General features: G+C 64.1%; 14 protein-coding genes. 5 read left to right on the forward strand and 9 right to left on the reverse strand.

The features are described 5' to 3' along the window. Positions 1-6: 6 nt before the first annotated feature. The 6 genes from AB4M76_RS10300 to AB4M76_RS10325 all read right to left on the reverse strand — a co-directional run bounded on the left by AB4M76_RS10300 (position 7) and on the right by AB4M76_RS10325 (position 8,130). Positions 7-2,232: an ATP-binding protein gene (locus AB4M76_RS10300; RefSeq protein WP_368442420.1), complete on the reverse strand. Its 2,226-nt coding sequence runs from the start codon at positions 2,230-2,232 to the stop codon at positions 7-9. 213 nt (positions 2,233-2,445) lie between these two features. Then, positions 2,446-3,606 (reverse strand): RsmB/NOP family class I SAM-dependent RNA methyltransferase, encoded by a 1,161-nt coding sequence (locus AB4M76_RS10305; protein ID WP_368441752.1) that lies wholly within the window; start codon positions 3,604-3,606, stop codon positions 2,446-2,448. Positions 3,607-3,742: 136 nt separating this feature from the next. Beyond that, positions 3,743-4,570 carry a hypothetical protein gene (locus tag AB4M76_RS10310; protein WP_368441753.1) on the reverse strand — a complete coding sequence of 276 codons (828 nt, stop codon included), beginning with the start codon at positions 4,568-4,570 and terminating at the stop codon, positions 3,743-3,745. Further along, the gene (locus tag AB4M76_RS10315) at positions 4,563-6,131 is read right to left on the reverse strand and encodes an acyl-CoA synthetase (protein ID WP_368441754.1); all 1,569 of its coding nucleotides are present in this window, start codon (positions 6,129-6,131) and stop codon (positions 4,563-4,565) included. Before AB4M76_RS10315 ends, AB4M76_RS10310 begins: the two co-directional genes overlap by 8 nt. Next, positions 6,128-7,297, reverse strand: coding sequence for an acetyl-CoA acetyltransferase (locus AB4M76_RS10320; protein ID WP_368441756.1), 1,170 nt, complete (start codon positions 7,295-7,297; stop codon positions 6,128-6,130). Before AB4M76_RS10320 ends, AB4M76_RS10315 begins: the two co-directional genes overlap by 4 nt. Then, positions 7,294-8,130 (reverse strand): IclR family transcriptional regulator, encoded by an 837-nt coding sequence (locus tag AB4M76_RS10325; protein ID WP_368441757.1) that lies wholly within the window; start codon positions 8,128-8,130, stop codon positions 7,294-7,296. Before AB4M76_RS10325 ends, AB4M76_RS10320 begins: the two co-directional genes overlap by 4 nt. A 121-nt stretch (positions 8,131-8,251) precedes the next feature. On the opposite strand from AB4M76_RS10325, the gene AB4M76_RS10330 reads away from it, so the two are divergent. The 5 genes from AB4M76_RS10330 (at position 8,252) to purU (ending at position 12,890) form a co-directional block, all read left to right on the forward strand. Continuing rightward, entirely contained in the window at positions 8,252-9,256 is a 1,005-nt protein-coding gene (locus AB4M76_RS10330) for a DctP family TRAP transporter solute-binding subunit (RefSeq protein ID WP_368441758.1), read from the forward strand. A 57-nt stretch (positions 9,257-9,313) separates the two neighbouring features. Further along, the gene (locus AB4M76_RS10335) at positions 9,314-9,805 is read left to right on the forward strand and encodes a TRAP transporter small permease (RefSeq protein WP_368441759.1); all 492 of its coding nucleotides are present in this window, start codon (positions 9,314-9,316) and stop codon (positions 9,803-9,805) included. Continuing rightward, entirely contained in the window at positions 9,798-11,114 is a 1,317-nt protein-coding gene (locus AB4M76_RS10340) for a TRAP transporter large permease (protein ID WP_368441760.1), read from the forward strand. The genes AB4M76_RS10335 and AB4M76_RS10340 overlap by 8 nt, the downstream gene beginning before the upstream one ends. Then, on the forward strand, positions 11,111-11,863 hold the full coding sequence (locus tag AB4M76_RS10345) for an SDR family NAD(P)-dependent oxidoreductase (protein ID WP_368441761.1): 753 nt from the start codon (positions 11,111-11,113) through the stop codon (positions 11,861-11,863). Before AB4M76_RS10340 ends, AB4M76_RS10345 begins: the two co-directional genes overlap by 4 nt. Positions 11,864-12,005: 142 nt before the next feature. After that, positions 12,006-12,890, forward strand: coding sequence for a formyltetrahydrofolate deformylase (gene purU / locus AB4M76_RS10350; protein ID WP_368441762.1), 885 nt, complete (start codon positions 12,006-12,008; stop codon positions 12,888-12,890). Between the two features lie 8 nt (positions 12,891-12,898). On the opposite strand, the gene AB4M76_RS10355 is transcribed toward purU, so the two are convergent. The 3 genes from AB4M76_RS10355 to AB4M76_RS10365 all read right to left on the reverse strand — a co-directional run bounded on the left by AB4M76_RS10355 (position 12,899) and on the right by AB4M76_RS10365 (position 18,285). Then, positions 12,899-15,454: an NAD-dependent epimerase/dehydratase family protein gene (locus AB4M76_RS10355; RefSeq protein ID WP_368441763.1), complete on the reverse strand. Its 2,556-nt coding sequence runs from the start codon at positions 15,452-15,454 to the stop codon at positions 12,899-12,901. 91 nt (positions 15,455-15,545) lie between these two features. Next, positions 15,546-16,013 (reverse strand): DUF411 domain-containing protein, encoded by a 468-nt coding sequence (locus tag AB4M76_RS10360; RefSeq protein WP_368441764.1) that lies wholly within the window; start codon positions 16,011-16,013, stop codon positions 15,546-15,548. Positions 16,014-16,032: 19 nt separating this feature from the next. Further along, entirely contained in the window at positions 16,033-18,285 is a 2,253-nt protein-coding gene (locus AB4M76_RS10365; RefSeq protein ID WP_368441765.1) for a heavy metal translocating P-type ATPase, read from the reverse strand. Positions 18,286-18,301 lie beyond the last annotated feature (16 nt).

An 18,301-nucleotide genomic window follows, 5' to 3' on the forward strand; every position in this document is an offset into this window, starting at 1 on the left:
TGCTTACTAATGCAGTTGGTTGTGGACCGTATCGGTCAGGTCGGTGAGCGAGAAAGGCTTTGGCAGAAAGACGGAGTTCGGGATTTTTGCCTGCGCTTCGCCAAAGTTGTCTTCCGCATAGCCGGATACGAAAACCACGCGTACGCCGGGGCGATCTTTCAGGGCCTCGCGTACCCAACTGGGGCCATCCATGCCCGGCATCACCACATCGGTGACAAAAACATCTATGTCGAGGCTTTCATCCTCCAAGGTCTTTAGCGCGGCTTCGGCGGATTCGGCTTCGAGCACGGTATATCCCCGCAACCGCAGCGCGCGGCTGGCAAAGGCGCGCACGGGCGCTTCGTCTTCGACCAAGAGGATCACGCCATCGGCCCGTTCTGCCGGGCCGTTCTGCGCTTTGGAAACGGAGGCACGCGGGCTCGGTGCGGGTTGCACTTCGAGCACCGGGAAGTAGAGGGTGAAAGAGGTGCCCTGCCCCGGCACGCTGTCCACAAAGATGAAGCCGCCAGTTTGCTTAACGATCCCATAGGCGGTCGAGAGGCCCAAACCGGTGCCTTCACCGGTGCGTTTGGTGGTGAAAAAGGGCTCAAACACCTTTTGCAGTTTATCAGGTGCAATTCCGGTGCCATCGTCATTTACCTGTACCGTGACATATTGGCCGGCCGGTACGCTCACCCGGTCGCGTTCCAGCGGTTTTTCCAGCTCGCAAACCTCGGTCACGATACGGATCTCGCCGCCCGCCGGCATCGCGTCGCGCGCGTTGACAACGAGGTTCATCAACACCTGTTCGAGCTGGCGCTTGTCGGCACGGATCGGCGCGAGCACCGGGTCGTGGCTGAGTGTCAGCGTGACCTTCTCCCCCACGAGACGGTTCAGCAGATGGGTCAGGTCTGCCAATGTGTCACGCATATCAAGGGTTTCCGGCCGCAGCGTCTGTTTCCGGGAGAAGGCGAGCAATTGCCCCACCAAAGCGGCGGCGCGGTTGGCGTTTTGGTTTATCTGCACCAGATCGCTATAGTCCGGATCGCCCTGGTCGTGGCGCAGCAAAAGCAGGTCGCAATGACCTGAGATGGCGGTGAGCAGATTGTTGAAATCATGCGCCACGCCCCCGGCCAATTGGCCAATCGCCTGCATTTTCTGGCTTTGTACGAATTGCGCTTCGAGTGATTTCAACTCGGTCGCGTCTTGCAGGACTGCAATCAGCGCGGGCTGCCCCTCTTCGGTCACGCGGTTTAGGGTGACCTGTACGAAGACTTCCCGATCCGTGCGGGTGAGCCGCAGAAATTCGGACTTCTGCGCCAGCCGCCCCGCCAAAGTGTCATCCAGCCAATCGCTGATCGAGCGGCCCAGCCCTTCCATAAGCTGAGAGAGCTGCGTGTCATGCCGCAGCGATACGCCAATGAGCTTTGCGGCCATACGGTTAAACGTCTGCACCGTGCCGTCTGGCCCGACCTTGATGAGGGGAACCGGGAGGTCTTGCAGCGTTTCCCATCCCTGTTCCCCGGCGGGCATCGCTCCTTCGGGCGGGGGCAGAAGGTACAGCGCGCGGCGCCCCGCTCCGGCAGAGACTTCGGCCACCAAGACCTGCATATTCCCCTCGGCACTGGTGATTTCCGCGAGGCTGCCGGGGATGACCGGCATGGCGGTGAACAGCCGATCCAGCGATTTGACCCGCCCGCCTGCAAGGCCGCGCGCCGCGTCGTTCATGTAGAGGATCGCGCCGCTGCGGCCCGCCATCAGCATCGGCAGGCTCACCCCCTCCTGCGCCGCACGCGGCGCTTCACGGGCCGTCACCAGCTCAATTCTCCAGATAAAACAGTCGGTTGACAACTCATGCACCGAGAGCCGCACAGTGCCGTTGCGGGTAATGACCTCTTCCCTGGCGCTGCCGCTGGCGGTGGCACGGGATTGAAGCCTGTATAGAATGCCCACCGGATTGGCGAAACGATCCTTGAGTGCGGCGGCCAGCGTGGCGTTTTCTGACCTGTCAAAGACCGCGGAGGCCGCTTGGTTCTGGCGGATAATCTCGCCATCACCCGTCGTAATGAAACTGGGCGTGCTGTCCTTGGCGATAAAGTCAGCGACACCGGCGGAGACCAGTTTTTCCCGCTTTCCCGCTCGCCGTCGCAGGCCGATCGCAGCGAACGCGGTAACCAGCAAGGTCGCGGCAGAGGCTCCGAGCGCCAAAGCTGCCGTCTGATGCGGCACGACCAGCGCCAGTCCGCCCGCCATTACGGCGAGCAACAAGACAGCGTGCAGCCGCGGCCCCTTTGGCAAAGCCGGGGGCGGCGTGGTCGTGGAATGCTGGACACCTTGCTGCACGTAAGTCCCCCGATAACCGCGAATCGTCTGACCATTACGCGCAATAAGGGTTAAGCAGCCTTTAACCCTGCTCTACATTTGACCCTGTTCGGCTTTGCACGTTTTAGTTGAGTATGGCGGAAATCAGTCGCGCGTCAACTGTGCTGCAAAGAAGCCGTCTCCTTCAGCGGTCACGTCAAAGCGCTGCATTTCCACCACCCGCCAACCGGGGTGGCGGGCAAGGAACGCCTCGACCCGGTCCTCATTTTCCACACGTAGCAAGGAACAGGTGGCATAGGCCAGCACACCTTTTGGCCCAACCAGCGCGGCTGCATCGTCAAGGATATGGTCCTGTATCCGGGTTAATTCATCCAAACGCGTCTGGGTCAGGGTCCATTTCCCCTCTGCCGCGCGCCGCCAGGCGCCGGAGCCGGAACAGGGCGCGTCGCAGAGCACGAGGTCATAGGGGGCCTGCGCCTTTGCTCTGGCGGTATCGGCAAGTGTGATCTCGGCCCCCGCGCGGGCGGCGCGGGGGGGCAGATCGCTCATCCGGCGCGGGTCGATGTCATGGGCGGTGATCCGGCGAGCGGGGTCCATCGCCAGCGCCAAGGCCTTGCCCCCGCCGCCCGCACAATAGTCCAGCACCTGCCCGCCCCCCGGCAGCGCCGCCACGACCGCCTGGCTGGCCGCGTCCTGAAGCTCGACATAGCCCTCTGTAAAGGCCGGGGCGTTTCGCACCCGGCGGGCGCCTTCCGTCACCGTGAGCGCGGTATCGGCAAGGCTGTTCGGCAGCGTCTCGACACCGCTTTCGGCAAGCATCACTTGCGCCTTTGCCACATCAATCTTCGCGGAGTTCACCCGCAAACAGATCGGGGCGCGCGACTGCAACGCGCGCGCGGTGGCCTCGGCCCCTTCGCCCAAGGCGGCGTCGAAATGAGGCAACAGCCAGTCCGGCAGGTTCAGCCGGACGGCGCGGTCCTCTGGTGCCGGCGGGAAGCTTTGTTCTTCAGCCGTCAAGGGCGCCGGCGCATGGCCTTCGCCCGTAAAGAGACTGTCCAGGTCAGCGCCCTGTGCGTGCAACAAGCCGATCATCAAGGCGCGGCCGTCTTCGCCCTGACCAAAATGGGCCGCCGTCCGCCGCTGGCGCATCACGTCAAAGACATGGTCGCGCACCGCGGCACGGTCCTTTGATCCGGCAAACCGGCTTTGCCGCGCCCATCGGGTGAGCGCCTGTTCCGCGGCCAGCCCCTCTGCGATGGCATCCAGAACTTCGATTGCGGCCGATACGCGTGCGCCCGGGGTCATGGCATTTTCCTTAGATCAAGAATGGTGCATCCGGTGGCGAGCAACGGCGCTTTGGGCTGATTTGCCCGTCCGAGACGGCAATAACAAGGGGGCGCGGCCGGCTGACGCCGCGCTTTTCCGCGCCACGGCCATGCCGTCAATCAGATGTGGGTGCCGTCTCCGAGAGCATCAGTACCTCGAAAGTCACGCAGACCCGGTTCGATGTCGGGGCCAGACGGCCGCCGAGCACGCGCCCGTCGAACCCGACCGCGATGGCAGTTTGCCCAAGCGGTTCGGTCAGCAAGACCTCTGTGGCGATATCGTCCAACCCTGCCTCATCGGTCAATCTTACGCCGATCAGGCTGCCCAAGCCTTTGACACTCTCCCCCGACAGCCCCGCAGCCACGGCACATTTCGCGAGACCGTCTTCCAAAATCTCATTGGGCCGAATGGTGGCGAGCGCTGCGTTCGGGCGGTCCACGGCGGCGGTCTGGGTCGGCTGAAACAGGGTAAACTCCGTCTCACGATCCGGTTCACTCTGCATCACCGCGCCTTCGAGCAGCCATACATCGACTTCGCAATCGGCGGATAAGACGGTGGCCTCGGGCAAGAGATGCCCGGCATATCGGCGGCCGTCCGACGCCGCCCAAAGACCGTGGACATGGGCAAATGCCGCCCCCTCCCGGCGCCCAAGATGCGCCCCGGCCTGGAGGATCACGGCTTCGGGCAAGACCGTCTCGGCGCTGTACCAGGCCACATGGCAGTCGTCGGAGGCCGGCGCGGGCCGCACGAAAGTGAGCGACGCTGTGGGCACATCCTTGAGGTCAAACCAAGCCCCCGCGCCGCCTGCGGCCGCCGTCATCGCCTGCAAAAGCGTCGATCCCGCCGTCAGCGTCACCCGGCGATGGCTCGCGCGGCAAGGAACGGTTCTGACCCGCGCCGCCGCGACCGGGCCGGGGTGCTGCACCGTCTTGGTCTCAGGCACGGGCGAGATCCCCCCGCGCCAGAAGCTCGGCGCGGATCAGCTTCTTGGTGATCTTGCCATAGCCCGACTTTGGCATCTCATCCCAGAACACCACGGTCTTCGGCATTTTATACCGCGGCACTTTCGCGTCCAGCCATGCAAGAAGATCGGCGGCTTCGGGCGCATCGTCACGCGCCACACAGACAGCGACACCGACCTCGCCCCATGTCGCATCAGCCACGCCCAGAACGGCGCATTCGCTGATTGCCGGATGTTGCAGAATCTTCTCTTCAATCTCGCGCGGGTAGATGTTGGAGCCGCCCGAGATATACATGTCCGACGCCCGGTCGGTCAGATACAGGAAACCTTCGGCGTCCATATGGCCCAGATCACCCGTCAGGAACCAGCCATCACGAAAGGCTTTGGCATTGGCTTCGGGGTTGTCGTGATAGCCGGCAAAGACCGCCGGGCCGATCACCGCCACCTCACCCGTCTCGCCCGGCGCGACCTCTTGGCCCGCAGCATCTTGCACCTGCACCTGCATCCCCGTCCGGGCGATCCCGCAGGTGCCGATGCGCATCTGCGTATCATCGGCAGAGTGATGCGCGGGCGGCAGCACGGTGATATTGCCGGTCACTTCGCCCAGACCGAAATATTGCACCAGCACCGGGCCCAATGTCTCAAGCGCGCGGATTTGATCGGCGCGGTACATCGGCGCGCCGGCATAGATCACATAGCGCAGGCTGGAATGGTCATGCTCTCGTACAGAAGGATGTTCGATGAGCAGCTTCACGATGGTCGGCACGGTAAAGGCATTGGTGACCTGCCATGCCTCGACCAGCCGCCAGACCTCAGCGGGGTCGAACTTTGCCCCGCCGGGGAGGATGGTTTTCACCCCATGCGCGACCTGCGCCAATTGGTGAACCCCCGCCCCATGGGACAGCGGCGCCACGACGATAGAGGCATCTTCGGGGCCGGTACCGGGCATCAGATCGCAAAGGTGGTTGGTCACGACAAAGGCCAATTGCCCATGGGTCAGCACGGCGGCCTTTGGCTTGCCCGTGGTGCCGGAGGTAAAGAAGAACCACGCCGGATCGTCGCGCTCCACCGGGGCGGGGGTGACGGTCGCCTCGGCATGGGCCGCGACCAGCGTGTCGTAATCCGCCGCCCCCGCGCCGCCGATGGTCACGGTAAAGGCAACCGCATCACAGGCGGCGATATGGTCGGCGAACTCGGCCCCGGCCAGAAGCCCCTTGGCCCCGGAAGAGGCGGCGAGCCAAGCGACTTCCTCGGGCGTTTGGCGAAAGTTGGCCGGCACCCAGACGCAGCCAAGCTTCCAACAGGCGAAAGCCGCCTCGAACATCTGGTTGCAATTGGCCGATTGCACCAGCAGCCGGTCGCCCTTTTGCATGCCATAGCGGTCGCGCAGCGCGGCGGCAAAGGCGGTGGCGCGTGCCTCAAGCTCGGCCCATGTCCAAGTCGCCTCGCCCCAGACAAGGCCGATATCGCTTCCATAGCGCCGTGCCGAATCCGTCAGGAACTGCGACAGGTTCATCACGCGGGTCGAAATCGGCTGCATCATGCCACCCGTTCAAGGATGGAGGCATAGGAGGCCACCGCCGCCCCGCCCATGTTGAACACGCCCGCCAGTTCCGCGTCTGGGATCTGCATGCCGCCCGCCTCACCCATCAATTGCATCGCTGCCATCACATGCATCGACACGCCGGTGGCCCCGATGGGGTGGCCCTTGGACTTGAGCCCGCCCGAGGGGTTCACCGGCAAGCGCCCGTCCTTGGCGGTCCAGCCTTCGCGAATGGCGCGGCCGCCCTGCCCCGGTTCGGTCAGACCCATGGCCTCATACTCCAGCAGTTCCGCGACGGTGAAACAGTCATGGGTTTCGACAAGGCTCAGATCATCCAGCGTCACGCCACTGGCGGCAAAGGCCTGCGCCCAGGCCCGGCGCGCACCGTCAAAGCGCGTGATGTCGCGGCGCGACAGGGCCAGCGGCTCATTCGTATGGCTGCGGGCGCGGAAGCGGATCGCGCGCTGCAACTCTGCCGCCACCTCCGGCGCGGCCAGCACCATCGCCGCCGCCCCATCCGAGACCAGCGAGCAATCCGTCCGCCGCAGGGGCCCCGCGACAAGGGGGTTCTTCTCCGACACGGCATTGCAAAAGGACACGTCGAAATCCCGCTGCATATGGGCGTAGGGGTTCTGCATCCCGTTGTGGTGGTTCTTGGCGGCGATCATCGCCAGCGCCTCGGACTGATCCCCGTAGCGCTGAAAGTAAGTCCCGGCGATCTGGCCAAAGAGCCCGGCAAAACCGCCGCGCACATCCGCCTCTTCGCGCCGGTAAGAGGCGCCGAGCAGAATGTCCCCCACCTCGACACTCGGCGTGGCGGTCATCTTCTCGGCCCCCACCACAAGGGCGATCTTGCCGCGGCCACTGGCGATGAAATCCATCGCCCCATGCAGCGCGGCAGAGCCGGTGGCACAGGCGTTTTCATAGCGGGTGGCCGGCACCCGCGACAAAGCGTCATTGCCCATCCCGACCAGCGCACCTTGAAAATCCTGATCCGAAAAACCGTTGTTGAAGACGCCGACGAAAATGCCGTCGACATCCTCTGCCGCCACGCCCGCATGGTCCAGCGCCGGGCCGGTCACCTCGGCCATCAGCGCTTCAGTGTCCGGGGCTTCGGACCGGCCAAAGGCGCTATGGGCCCAGCCAACGAGATAGGGGTCTGTCATCTTTCATCCTCCTGTTTGGTCGTCTGCGGCATGCGCCGCGCCAACCGCGTTTCAATTTCCTGCGCCTCGCGCTTGAGCAGATCCGCCAATTCTGCATCGCGCGGCGGCTGCATCCGGCTTTCGATCGCGGCGATGGACATGGCGCCGGCGACCGAGCCGTCGGGGCGGCGCAGGACCACGCCCACGCCCCAGCTGCCCGGCACGATCCGACCGGGGTTCAGCGCATACCCCCGCGCCCGTGTCGCCGCCACATCGCTGCGCAGCAGAGCCGTGTCATAGGCCGGGTAATCCGCCGCCATTCTGTCGGCGTTGTCGGCCAGGACCATCTCGACCTCTGCATCGGGCAGCGCGCTTAGCATCGCCAAGGAGCCGGCGCCGATCCCCAAAGGGTGCTGGTCCCCGGTTTCCAGCGCATGGGTGCGAATGGGGTAATCCCCATCCTCCCGGTGCAGGCAGATCGCAGCCGCGCCGCGCCGCATGTTGACAAAGGCGGTGTCGCCGCTTTCCCGCGCCAAACGCACCGCCGCATCCGCTGCGATCTCCAGCAGCCCGTGGCGCGGGGTGGCCAGCGTGCCGAGCAGATAGCTTTCCTCCCCCAGATGGTAGAGCCGCGTCACGCTGTCCTGCTCCACCAGCCCGCGCCGGATCAGCGCCAACATCAGCCGCCGCACCGTGGGTTTGCCCAGCCCCGATGCCGCGATCAGCTCGGACAGGGCCACGCCGCGCGCCGCGCTGCGCCCGGTGATCTGCAACAGCGCCAAGGCGCGGTCCACCGCTTGACTTCCACTGGCCGGGGCCGCGCCCCCTGGATCTTTCACAATATGGACCACCATTCACTTCGATCGACAGGTCATGGCCCAAAGACCTGCGCATTCTGCCGAGCAATGCAAGAAATATCTTGCTCAAAGGGAATTCTTCTGTTCCACATTGTGGCGCAATGAGGGAGAGACCACTATGAAGATGATCGCAAAGGCCGCCTTGGCCACCATGCTCGCCACCACCATGCTGTCCGGCGCGGCCACTGCCGAGACGCTGCGCCTGTCGCATAACACCGGTGACAGCACGACATGGCACCAGGGGGCCGAGAAATTTGGCGCGCTTTTGGCCGAGAAAACCGATGGCGCCTATGACGTGCGGGTCTTTCCGAATGCCCAGCTTTCCGGCGGCGACCAGATGAAACAGGCCGAGATGGTGGGCCGCGGCGCGCTCGATCTGGTGGTCACCTCGGCGATCAACGTGACCCCATTGGTGCCGGAAATGGCCGTCTTCTCGCTGCCCTATCTCTATGGCGGCTATGCACAGGTCGACGCGACGACCCAGGGCGAGCCCGCCAAAGTGCTCGAAGATATCCTGCGTGAGAAAGGCATCGAAGTCCTGGCCTGGGGCGAGAACGGTTTCCGCGAAGTCACGAACAACGTGCGCCCGATCAAATCCCCCGAGGACATGAAGGGGCTGAACATGCGCGTCGCCGGGCCGATGTATATCGACGTGATGAACGCCCTTGGCGCCAACCCCCAACAGATGCAATGGGGCGAGACCATGACCGCGCTGCAACAGGGTGTTGTTGACGGTCAGGAAAACCCGATCGGCGCGGTGATCATCCCCCAGCAGGTGTTTGAAGTGCAAAAATACCTGACCACCTGGCATTATTCCTACGATCCGATCTTCCTCGGTGTCTCCACCAAAGTCTGGGAGGGTCTGGAGGCCGAAGAGCAAGAGCAGATGCGCGCCGCCGCGACCGAGGCGATGGAATACCAGCGCGAGATCACCCGCAAAGGCACCGCCGACGGGGTCGCTTTCTTGCAGGACAAAGGCATGGAAATCTACGAGCCTTCCGAAGAAGAGCTTGCCGCCTTCCGCGAGGCCACCAAACCTGCCTTTGACACTTGGGCCGAAAAAGTCGGCACCGAGATCGTGAGCAGCTTCCAAGACGCCATCGCCGCCGCCCCGGCGAACTGAGGTTTTGGCGCGGCCTCCCCCCCCCGGGGGCCGCGCCGATCCGGGGAAGGACCAGCCATGCGTTTTGTGCTGCAAGAATTCGAGAAAATCATCTGCGCCGTTTTATTTCTGGGCATGACGCTGATCGGCTTTGTCAATGTCGTGGTGCGCTATGCCACCCATTATTCATTCGCCGCGTCAGAAGAGCTTTTGACCAATGGCTTTTTGCTGCTCACCGTCTTTGGCGCCGCCATCGCGGCAAGGCGGGGCGAGCATCTGGCCGTGACGCTGGTGCAAGACGCCCTGCCCCGACGGGCGGCGCAGGCGGTCTTTATCCTCTCCGTCATCCTCTCCATTCTGCTGCTGGCCGCCTCGGCCTGGTTTTCTTGGGCAACCCTGATGAACCAGCTCGACAGCGGCATCCGCAGCTATGCCCTTGGTGTGCCTGCCTGGTGGTATCAGATCGGCCTGCCCTTTGGCTTTGCGCTGATCATCATCCGCTACCTGCAACATGCCGCTGAAACATGGCGCACCCCGCGCCAAGAGCCGCAGGCAACGCCAAGTGTTTGATATCTTTAATATGGGTGCGGGCACCCAGATGATCGCCGGTTTCTTCTTGCTGATCGCGCTGCGCGTGCCCGTGGCCTTCGCGCTTGGCCTCTCGGCCATGTATGCGATGTGGCTCATCGGCTTTGGCTTTGACCTTGCCGGCGACCTGATCGCCACCGGTATTGCCAAATATGCCCTGCTGGCGATCCCCTTCTTCATCCTTGCAGGAACACTGATGGGGACGCTGGGCATCGCCGAGCGTATGATCCGCTTCTTTCGCATCCTCATCGGCAATCTGCCCGGCGGCATGGGGGTGGTTGGCACCGTGGTCTGCCTGTTCTGGGGCGCGGTCTCTGGCTCCGGCCCGGCCTCCGTCGCGGCCATCGGGCCGATGATCGTCAAAGGCATGCAAGAAGACGGCTACCCCCGTGCGGCGGCTGCGGCTCTGGTCTGCACCGGGGCGGCCTTTTCCATCGTGATCCCGCCCTCCATCGGGCTGGTGATCTACGGCGTCATTGCCGAAACCTCGATCTCGGCGCTCTTCATCGCGGCGATCCTGCCCGGTCTCTTCATGGGGCTGCTGATGCTGGTGGTTCTGCCTTTCATCAAGGGACGCGGGCGCGACAGTCTGGACGCGCTTTCTCCGGCCCCGGTGGAAGACGGCTATTGGCGTGCTCTGGGGCGCAGCTTTCGCGGCTCCTTTTGGGGGCTGATGACCCCGGTGGTGATCCTGGGCGGCATCTATTCCGGCATCTTCACCCCGACAGAGGCGGCCTTGGTCGCGACGGTCTATGCCATCGCCGTCGGCGCCTTTGCCTATCGCACCCTCACGGTCCGGGCGCTTTACAACGCATTGGCCGAAGCCGCATCCTCGTCGGCCGTGGTCATGCTGGTGGTGGCCTATGCAAGCCTGTTCGGCTGGGTCGTCACCGTCGAAGACCTGGTCGGCCAATACTCCACGCAACTGCTCGGCCTGTCTGACAACAGCGCGGTGATCTTGATGGTGATCATGCTGATCCTGCTGATTGCGGGCATGTTCATGGACCCGGTGACCGTGATGTTCATCTCGCTGCCGATCTTCCTGCCGGTGGTGCGCGAACTGGGCTGGGACCCGGTGTGGTTCGGCGTGCTGGTCATGGTCAACCTTGCCATCGGCCTCATCACCCCGCCGGTGGGGATCAACCTTTACGTGGCTGCGAATATCACCCGCCTGCCGCTGGAGCGGATCGCCCGTGGGGCGCTGCCGTTTCTCGCGATCAGTGTGATCGGCCTGGCCTTTGTGGCGGCGATCCCTGCCCTGTCCCTTTTCCTGCCGGAGATGCTCAAATGAAAGATACCGTCGCTTTAATCACCGGCGCGGCCCGTGGCATCGGGCTTGCCACAGCAACCCTGCTGCATGGCGAAGGCCGCCGCATCGTGCTGCTTGACCGCGATAGCGATGCGCTTCAGACCGCCGCCGCGACCCTGCCCGGCGCATTGGCAATCACCTGCGATGTGTCGGTCCCCCAGCAGGTGGATCAGGCAATGGCCGAGGTCGAACAGACCTTTGGCCGGCTGGATATTCTGGTGAACAACGCCGGGGTGGCCGATTTTGGCCCGCTGGAGGAGACCGATTTTGCCCGCTGGCGGCGGGTGATGGAGACCAACCTCGACGGTGTGTTCCTGATGTCGCAGGCCGGCCTGTCGCTCTTGTCGATACGGGGCGGTGCCATCGTCAACATCGGCTCAATCTCCGGGCTGCGCGCCTCGACCCTGCGCATCGCCTATGGCACCTCGAAAGCCGCCGTGATCCATCTGACCAAGCAACAGGCAGCCGAATTGGGCGAGGTTGGCATTCGTGCGAACTGTGTCTGCCCCGGCCCTGTCGATACGAAATTGGCGCTCGCCGTCCATTCCCCCGAAATCCGGGCCGCCTATCACGATGCACTGCCCTTGAACCGCTATGGCACGGAACGGGAAATCGCCGAGGCGATCTGTTTTCTTGCCAGCGAACGCGCGAGTTTTGTCACCGGGCAAGTCCTTGCGGCAGACGGCGGGTTCGACGCGACGGGTGTGGGGCTGCCCGCCCTGCGGGCCTGAACCGGCGCGGGCTGCCGACCGACAGCCCCCATGGCAGCCGATCCCGCCCGCTTGCAGTTTTCCCCTAGATTCCGCCGCGGCGCGTGCTATCGGGGCGCAGGATGCGGCTTTCAAGCTGCGCATTTGCATCAAGGACGACCCAATGACCAAGTTTTGCCTAACCGTGACCTGTCCCTCCCGCCGCGGGATCGTTGCCGCAATCGCAAAATACATCGCTGACTCCGGCTGCAACATCACCGACAGCGCCCAGTTTGACGATCCGGACAACGGCCAGTTCTTCATGCGCGTCAGCGCAGATGCGGAAACTGGCACGCCGCTTGAGGACCTGCGCGAAGGCTTTGCAAAGATCGCCGAGCCCTTCGATATGGACTTCGAATTTCACGACCAAGACAGCAGGATGAAGGTCGTCGTCATGGTCTCGCGCTTTGGTCACTGCCTGAACGACCTGCTCTACCGCGTGCGCATCGGCGCGCTGCCGATTGAGATCGTGGCCGTGATCTCCAACCATATGGATTATCAGAAAGTCGTGGTGAACCATGACATTCCCTTCCACCACATCCGGGTGACGAAAGAGAACAAACCCGAGGCAGAGGCAAGGATCATGGAAGTGGTGCAAGACACCGGCGCCGAGCTGATCGTCCTGGCCCGCTACATGCAGATCCTGTCAGACGCGATGTGCCAGAAGATGAGTGGCCGGATCATCAATATCCACCATTCCTTTCTGCCGTCCTTCAAAGGCGCGAACCCCTATAAACAGGCCTATCAGCGCGGTGTTAAGCTGATCGGCGCGACCTCGCATTATGTGACCGCCGATCTCGACGAAGGGCCGATCATCGAGCAGGACATCGTGCGCATCACCCAGGCGCAGAACGCGTCGGACTATGTCTCCCTCGGGCGGGATGTGGAATCCAGCGTCTTGGCGCGGGCGATCCACGCCCATGCGCATCACCGGGTCTTTCTGAACGGCAATAAAACCGTCGTCTTTCCCGCCTCACCGGGGAGCTACAGCTCAAAGCGCATGGGCTAAGGGCGCGCTCAGACGATATAGCGGTCCCAGCTGCCATAATGTTCCGCGCTGCGCTTGCCGCGCGGCAGGCTCAGCCCGATCAGAGCCAGACCTGACAGCACGCCGATCAGGCTGCCCGCAATCGCGCCGCCGCCCAGAAGCCAAGGCGCTATGATCAGCCACAAGCCAAAGCCGATGTTCAAAAACCGCAGCGGACGGGCGACCTCGGCCCAGGCGATGACCGCGGTGGTGAGGACCAAGGCGCCGACCAGATGATCGCTCCCCGCCAGCGGCATGGCATTGCCGAAGATCGCGCGCGACAGCATCAGGAACAGCCCGATGGCGGCGCTCAGCCCCAGGGTCCAAGGCAGGGTGACCCCGCGCGCGCTTTGCCGGGCAAGTTCGCGCGGCGGCGCGTCAAAGCGCATCGTGCCGCCGGCCTGCGACCCCGGCAGCGCATCGCCCCGAAAGAACGCGCGCCAGAACGGGCGGCCGCGGCGGGTGTTCCAGATCAGGAATTGCACCATGGCCACGATCTCATCCAGGGAAAACGGGATCATGACCAGCATCGCCGCGGCGGCGAGCAGGCAGATCGTGCAATAGGTGCCGATCGCGATCGGCTGGATGATGATGAAATAGATGCTGATCACCCCCAACGGCCCCACCACAATGCCAAAAAGCGCCACCATCCACGGCATCGTGCGCCAGCGCAGACGGCTGCCCATGACGCCCATGAGGATCTCGAACATATAGCTCATCGCTCCCAGGCCGCCGTCGGCAATTGGCCAGGCTTTCGACACATCCGAAGTGACGATATATTCGCTGCCGTTCAGGGCCGAGGGCGAGGCAAAGAACGGCTCCCAGATCCCGTCGATATGCCCCAGTTGATAGGCCGACAGGATGCGCGAGAGCAGAAAGCCGATCACCCCAAGTGCGATGATCGGCAGGCGTTGGACATAGGTCGAGGGGCAATAGGTCCAGCCCGGCGGGATATCCCCGTCATCCATCATCCCTTCGCGCGACATGCCGGGCATCATCGGGATCAGGATCGTCAGCGCGATCACCAGCGCGCCGATCAAGGTGTCATTGGCATAGACCGCCGGGTCCGGCGTCCAGAACACCAAGGGGGCCGCCAGCAGCCAGACCCCAAGCGCCGCATTCGCCCATTGCGCCCAACCGTTGCCCGGCTTCATCGAGAGAAACGCCAGCGCCGTGATCGCGAGCCCGGTAAAGACATTGTTCCACGCCGTGAGCCAACTGCGCATCGAGGCGGCCCAGAGCCCCCGGTCTTCGGTCACGCGCTGCACGGCGGCGCTGAATTCGGTCTGATCGAATGTGCCAAAGACCGAAGGCGCGGTGGCCAGCCAAAGCCCCAGTGCCGCGACCAGCCAATGAACCCAGAGCATCTGGAAATGCATCATTCGCATGTGTTTGTCATGTTCGCGCGCGGCGCTCTGCTCTTCGGCGGCGCTCGCATCTTTCGTCTCGGCGGCGGCGTCTTCTGCTGCCTGCGCCACCTTCGCCCCAGAGACCCGCGCGGCGTTCAAGCCGTTGTCTTCATACCAGTGATAGGGATCGTCCTTCAGCTTTTGCAGCATAAGCGGCATGTCCTGCCACAGGCTGTGTTTCGGGGACCAGTCCAGATGCTCTTTGGCCTGTGTCAGATCAAGCTCATAGTGATCGCTGGAGATATCGACCATCCAGGCCTTGATGAACGCGTCTTCGCCAAAGATGCGGTTCTCGGTCCAGGCCCCCAGTTTCGCCGCCCGGGGCGGCACGTTCCATGTTACCCAGTCCTCGCCATGCAATTCCCGCCCGATCAACCGCTGTAAATCCCCAAAGGGGATCGGTTCGGCCTCGCCCAGCAGCACGGGGAAGACATCCGGCAGGGTCTGGCGGCGGTCGACGATACGTTCGATGGCATCGAGCAGATCGTCCAGATGCAAAAACGCCTGCCCGCGCGACAGGTCGCCGGGGTAGATCTTGCCGCTCAGCCGCTTTTCATAGATGCGCGCGATTTGATGGGCCAGAAAGGTCGAATGGCTCGCATCATCGTAGATGCCTGCGGGCCGCAGCAGGACAAGCTTCTCATCGCCCTTTTCCGCGCGCAACATCGCCTCGGTGCGGACTTTCGAGGCGCGGTAGGGCAGTTTCGGGTCAAAGGGCGCGTCTTCGTCTATCGGATCACCGGGCGTGGTCGGCGCATGGGCCAGCATGGTGGAGGTAAAGACGAATTGCTCAAGCTCGAAGTCTTGCAGCCCTTTCAGCAGCCGCTTGCTCCCCTCCACCGTCACCGCGTCATAGGCGGGGTTTTCCTCGCCGCTCAGATCAAAGAAGGCGGCAAGGTGAATGCAGGCCGCGATCCGGTCGCCATAGGCCAGCCGCAGCCGGGCAAGGGCGCTGTCGACGCTGGCTTGGTCGGTGATGTCAAAGCAGATACTTTCCGCCTGATGCGGCGGATGCGGGGGCGAGCTGCGGTCCAGTCCGACCATACGGTATTTCTCGTGCAACCGTTTGATAACCGCCGCCCCGAGGTATCCGCTTGCCCCGGTGACAACGACGACTGGTTTGTCGGACGTCTCCATGCTTCGCCTCCCGCCTTACTCTGCGGGTACAACCAACTTCCGGCGCTGGAAGGTTCCATAGCCTTGGCCGATTGCCGCCGCGCGCAGGGGGCTATGCGGCCGCGTAGCTTGTGAAGACCTCGGCCTTGCCGCCCCGGGTGATCAGAAACACATCATAGGCCTCGCGCTCACTCTCGGGCCCCATTCCGGGCGAGCCATAGGGCATCCCCGGCACCGCGAGGCCGACGGCATCCGGGCGCTCGGCCAGCAATTTGCGGATGTCGGCAGGCGGCACATGGCCTTCGATCATATAGCCCTCGATCTTGGCCGTGTGGCAGGAGGCCATGTTCTGCGGGATGCCACTATCTTGTTTGTAGCGGATCAGGAGCGTGCCAAGACTGTTCTCGGTCGTTACCGCAAACCCCTCCTTCTCCAAAATGTCGATCCAGGCCGTGCAGCAGCCGCAATTGGGGTCTTTCATCACATGGATCGGGGGTTTTGCTTCGGCCCAAGCGGCAAAGGGAGCGGCAGCGGCAAAGCCCGCGAAAGTGGCCAGCAGGCTGCGTCTTGTGAGGGTCATGTTACGTCCTTTCAGGGATTTAGGCTGTGGTTGCATGGGGTGTAGCGCGGCGGGGGGCTTCGGCCAACCGCGCGGCGGTGGATGGGCGGAAAAGCAGCAGCCGCAGGGCGTTGAGCGTTACCAGCACCGTCGCCCCGGTATCCGCCAAGATCGCGATCCAGAGGCCGGTGATACCGAACACCGTGGTGATGAGGAACACCGCCTTCAGCCCAAGGGCAATGGCGATGTTCTGGCGGATATTGCCCATCGCGGCGCGGGCAAGGCGGATTTGGCCGGGCACATCCGTCACCCGGTCGCGCAGGATCGCGGCATCGGCGGTCTCAAGCGCCACATCGGTGCCCGACCCCATCGCCACGCCCACATCTGCTGCGGCCAATGCCGGGGCGTCGTTGATACCGTCGCCGATCATCATGACCTTGGCCTCCGCCGTGAGGTCTTGAATGGCCGTGACCTTGTCTTCGGGCATCAACTCGGCGCGGTGCGCGATGCCAAGCCCCTCGGCAATGGCCGAGGCTGTGCGGCGGTTATCGCCGGTGAGCATGACCGAGGAAATCCCCATGCCGCGCAACTGCGCCACCGCCTCTGCCGCATCGGCACGCGGTTCATCGCGCAGGGCGATGAGCCCCTGCGCCACATCATCGCGCAGCAGGATCACCACGGTTTTGCCCTGCGCTTCAAGCGTTTCGACTTGGGTGCGCATGGGCATAGAGAGCGCCCCACGCTCTGCCGCCAGACGGGGCGAGCCAACGCAGATCCTGGCCCCTGCGATCACCGCCTCGGCGCCTTTGCCGGGCAAGGCGCGCGACTCTGTCGCGGCGGCGGGGTCGATCCCCCGCGCCTCCGCCGCGCTGCAAATCGCTTGGCCAAGCGGGTGGCTCGCGCCGTTTTCAACCCCGGCGGCAAGGGCCAGAAGATCTTCCTCATGCCCTGCAAACATCTGAACATCAGTTACCCGCGGCTTGCCATGGGTCAGCGTGCCGGTTTTGTCGAAAGCCACATGGGTGACCCGCGCCGCCGCTTCGATCACCGCGCCGCCTTTCATCAGCAAGCCGTTGCGCGCCCCGGTGGAGAGCGCCGAGGTGATCGAGGCCGGCACCGAAATCACCAGCGCGCAGGGGCAGCCGATCAGCAGCAGAGCCAGCGCGCGGTAGACCCATTCCCCCCAAACGCCCCCGAAGACGAGCGGCGGGACCACGGCCACCAAAGCGGCCATGCCGACCACGGCGGGCATATAGACGCGGCTGAACCGATCAATGAACCGCTCGGTCGGCGCGCGGGCGCTTTCGGCCTCTTCCACCAGCCGCACGATGCGGGCGATGGTGTTGTCGGCAGCGGGTTTGGTGACGCGCAGGCGCAGCAGGGCTTCGGTGTTGATCGACCCGGCAAAGACCTCCGCGCCCGGCTCTTTCAGACGCGGCACGCTTTCGCCCGTCACCGGGCTTTCATCGACGCCCGAGGTGCCGCTGACCACCTCGCCATCACAAGGCACGCGGTCCCCGGGGCGCACTTGCACCATCTGGCCGACGCTGAGGCTCTCCGCCGCCACCTCCCGCGTCTTGTGGTCGACTTCAAGCCGCGCCGTTTTCGGCACCAGCCGGGTCAGCGCCCGGATGCTGCCCCGCGCCTTTCCGGCAGAGACACCCTCCAGCAATTCGCCCACGGCAAAGAGAAAGACCACCAGCGCGGCTTCTTCCGGCTCGCCGATCACCAGCGCCCCGCTGGCGGCGATGGTCATCAGCATTTCGATGGTAAAGGGCATGCCCACCCGTGCCATGGCAAAGGCGCGGCGGGCGACGGGGATCAGCCCAAGCAGCGTGGCGAGGATAAAGGCCCAGTGCGAGACCTCAGCCGGCAGGAGGAGCCGCGAGGCCCAAGCCGCTGCGAGCAAGGCGCCGCTGCCGAGCACCAAGCGGCCTTTCGCCGTCTGATACCACGCAGGCTCCGCTGTCTCCTCTGGCGCAGGCTCCGGCGCGGCTGCCCCCGCCCCGCCGATCACCGCATCATCGGGCAGGATGAAACCGCCCTTTGGCCTCTCTGCCTTGGCCCCCTTCGGCGCGATGCCAAAACCGATGCCGCGCACCGCCTTCTCGATCCGCTCGGGCGAGGTCGCGGCCTCATCCAGCGTCAGCCGCAGCCGTTCGGACATCAGCGCAACATCCACATCCGCGACCCCCGGCAGACGCTCGACCGCGCCGCGCACCTTGGCCGCGCAGGCGCCGCAGTCCATCCCCGTGACGCGCCATTCGCGTTCTGCTGTGCTGTCGTCCGCCATGTCTCTTTCCAATCTG

It is taken from the genome of Sulfitobacter sp. PS-8MA, from assembly GCF_040933935.1.
In the GTDB taxonomy this organism is placed as follows: domain Bacteria; phylum Pseudomonadota; class Alphaproteobacteria; order Rhodobacterales; family Rhodobacteraceae; genus Sulfitobacter.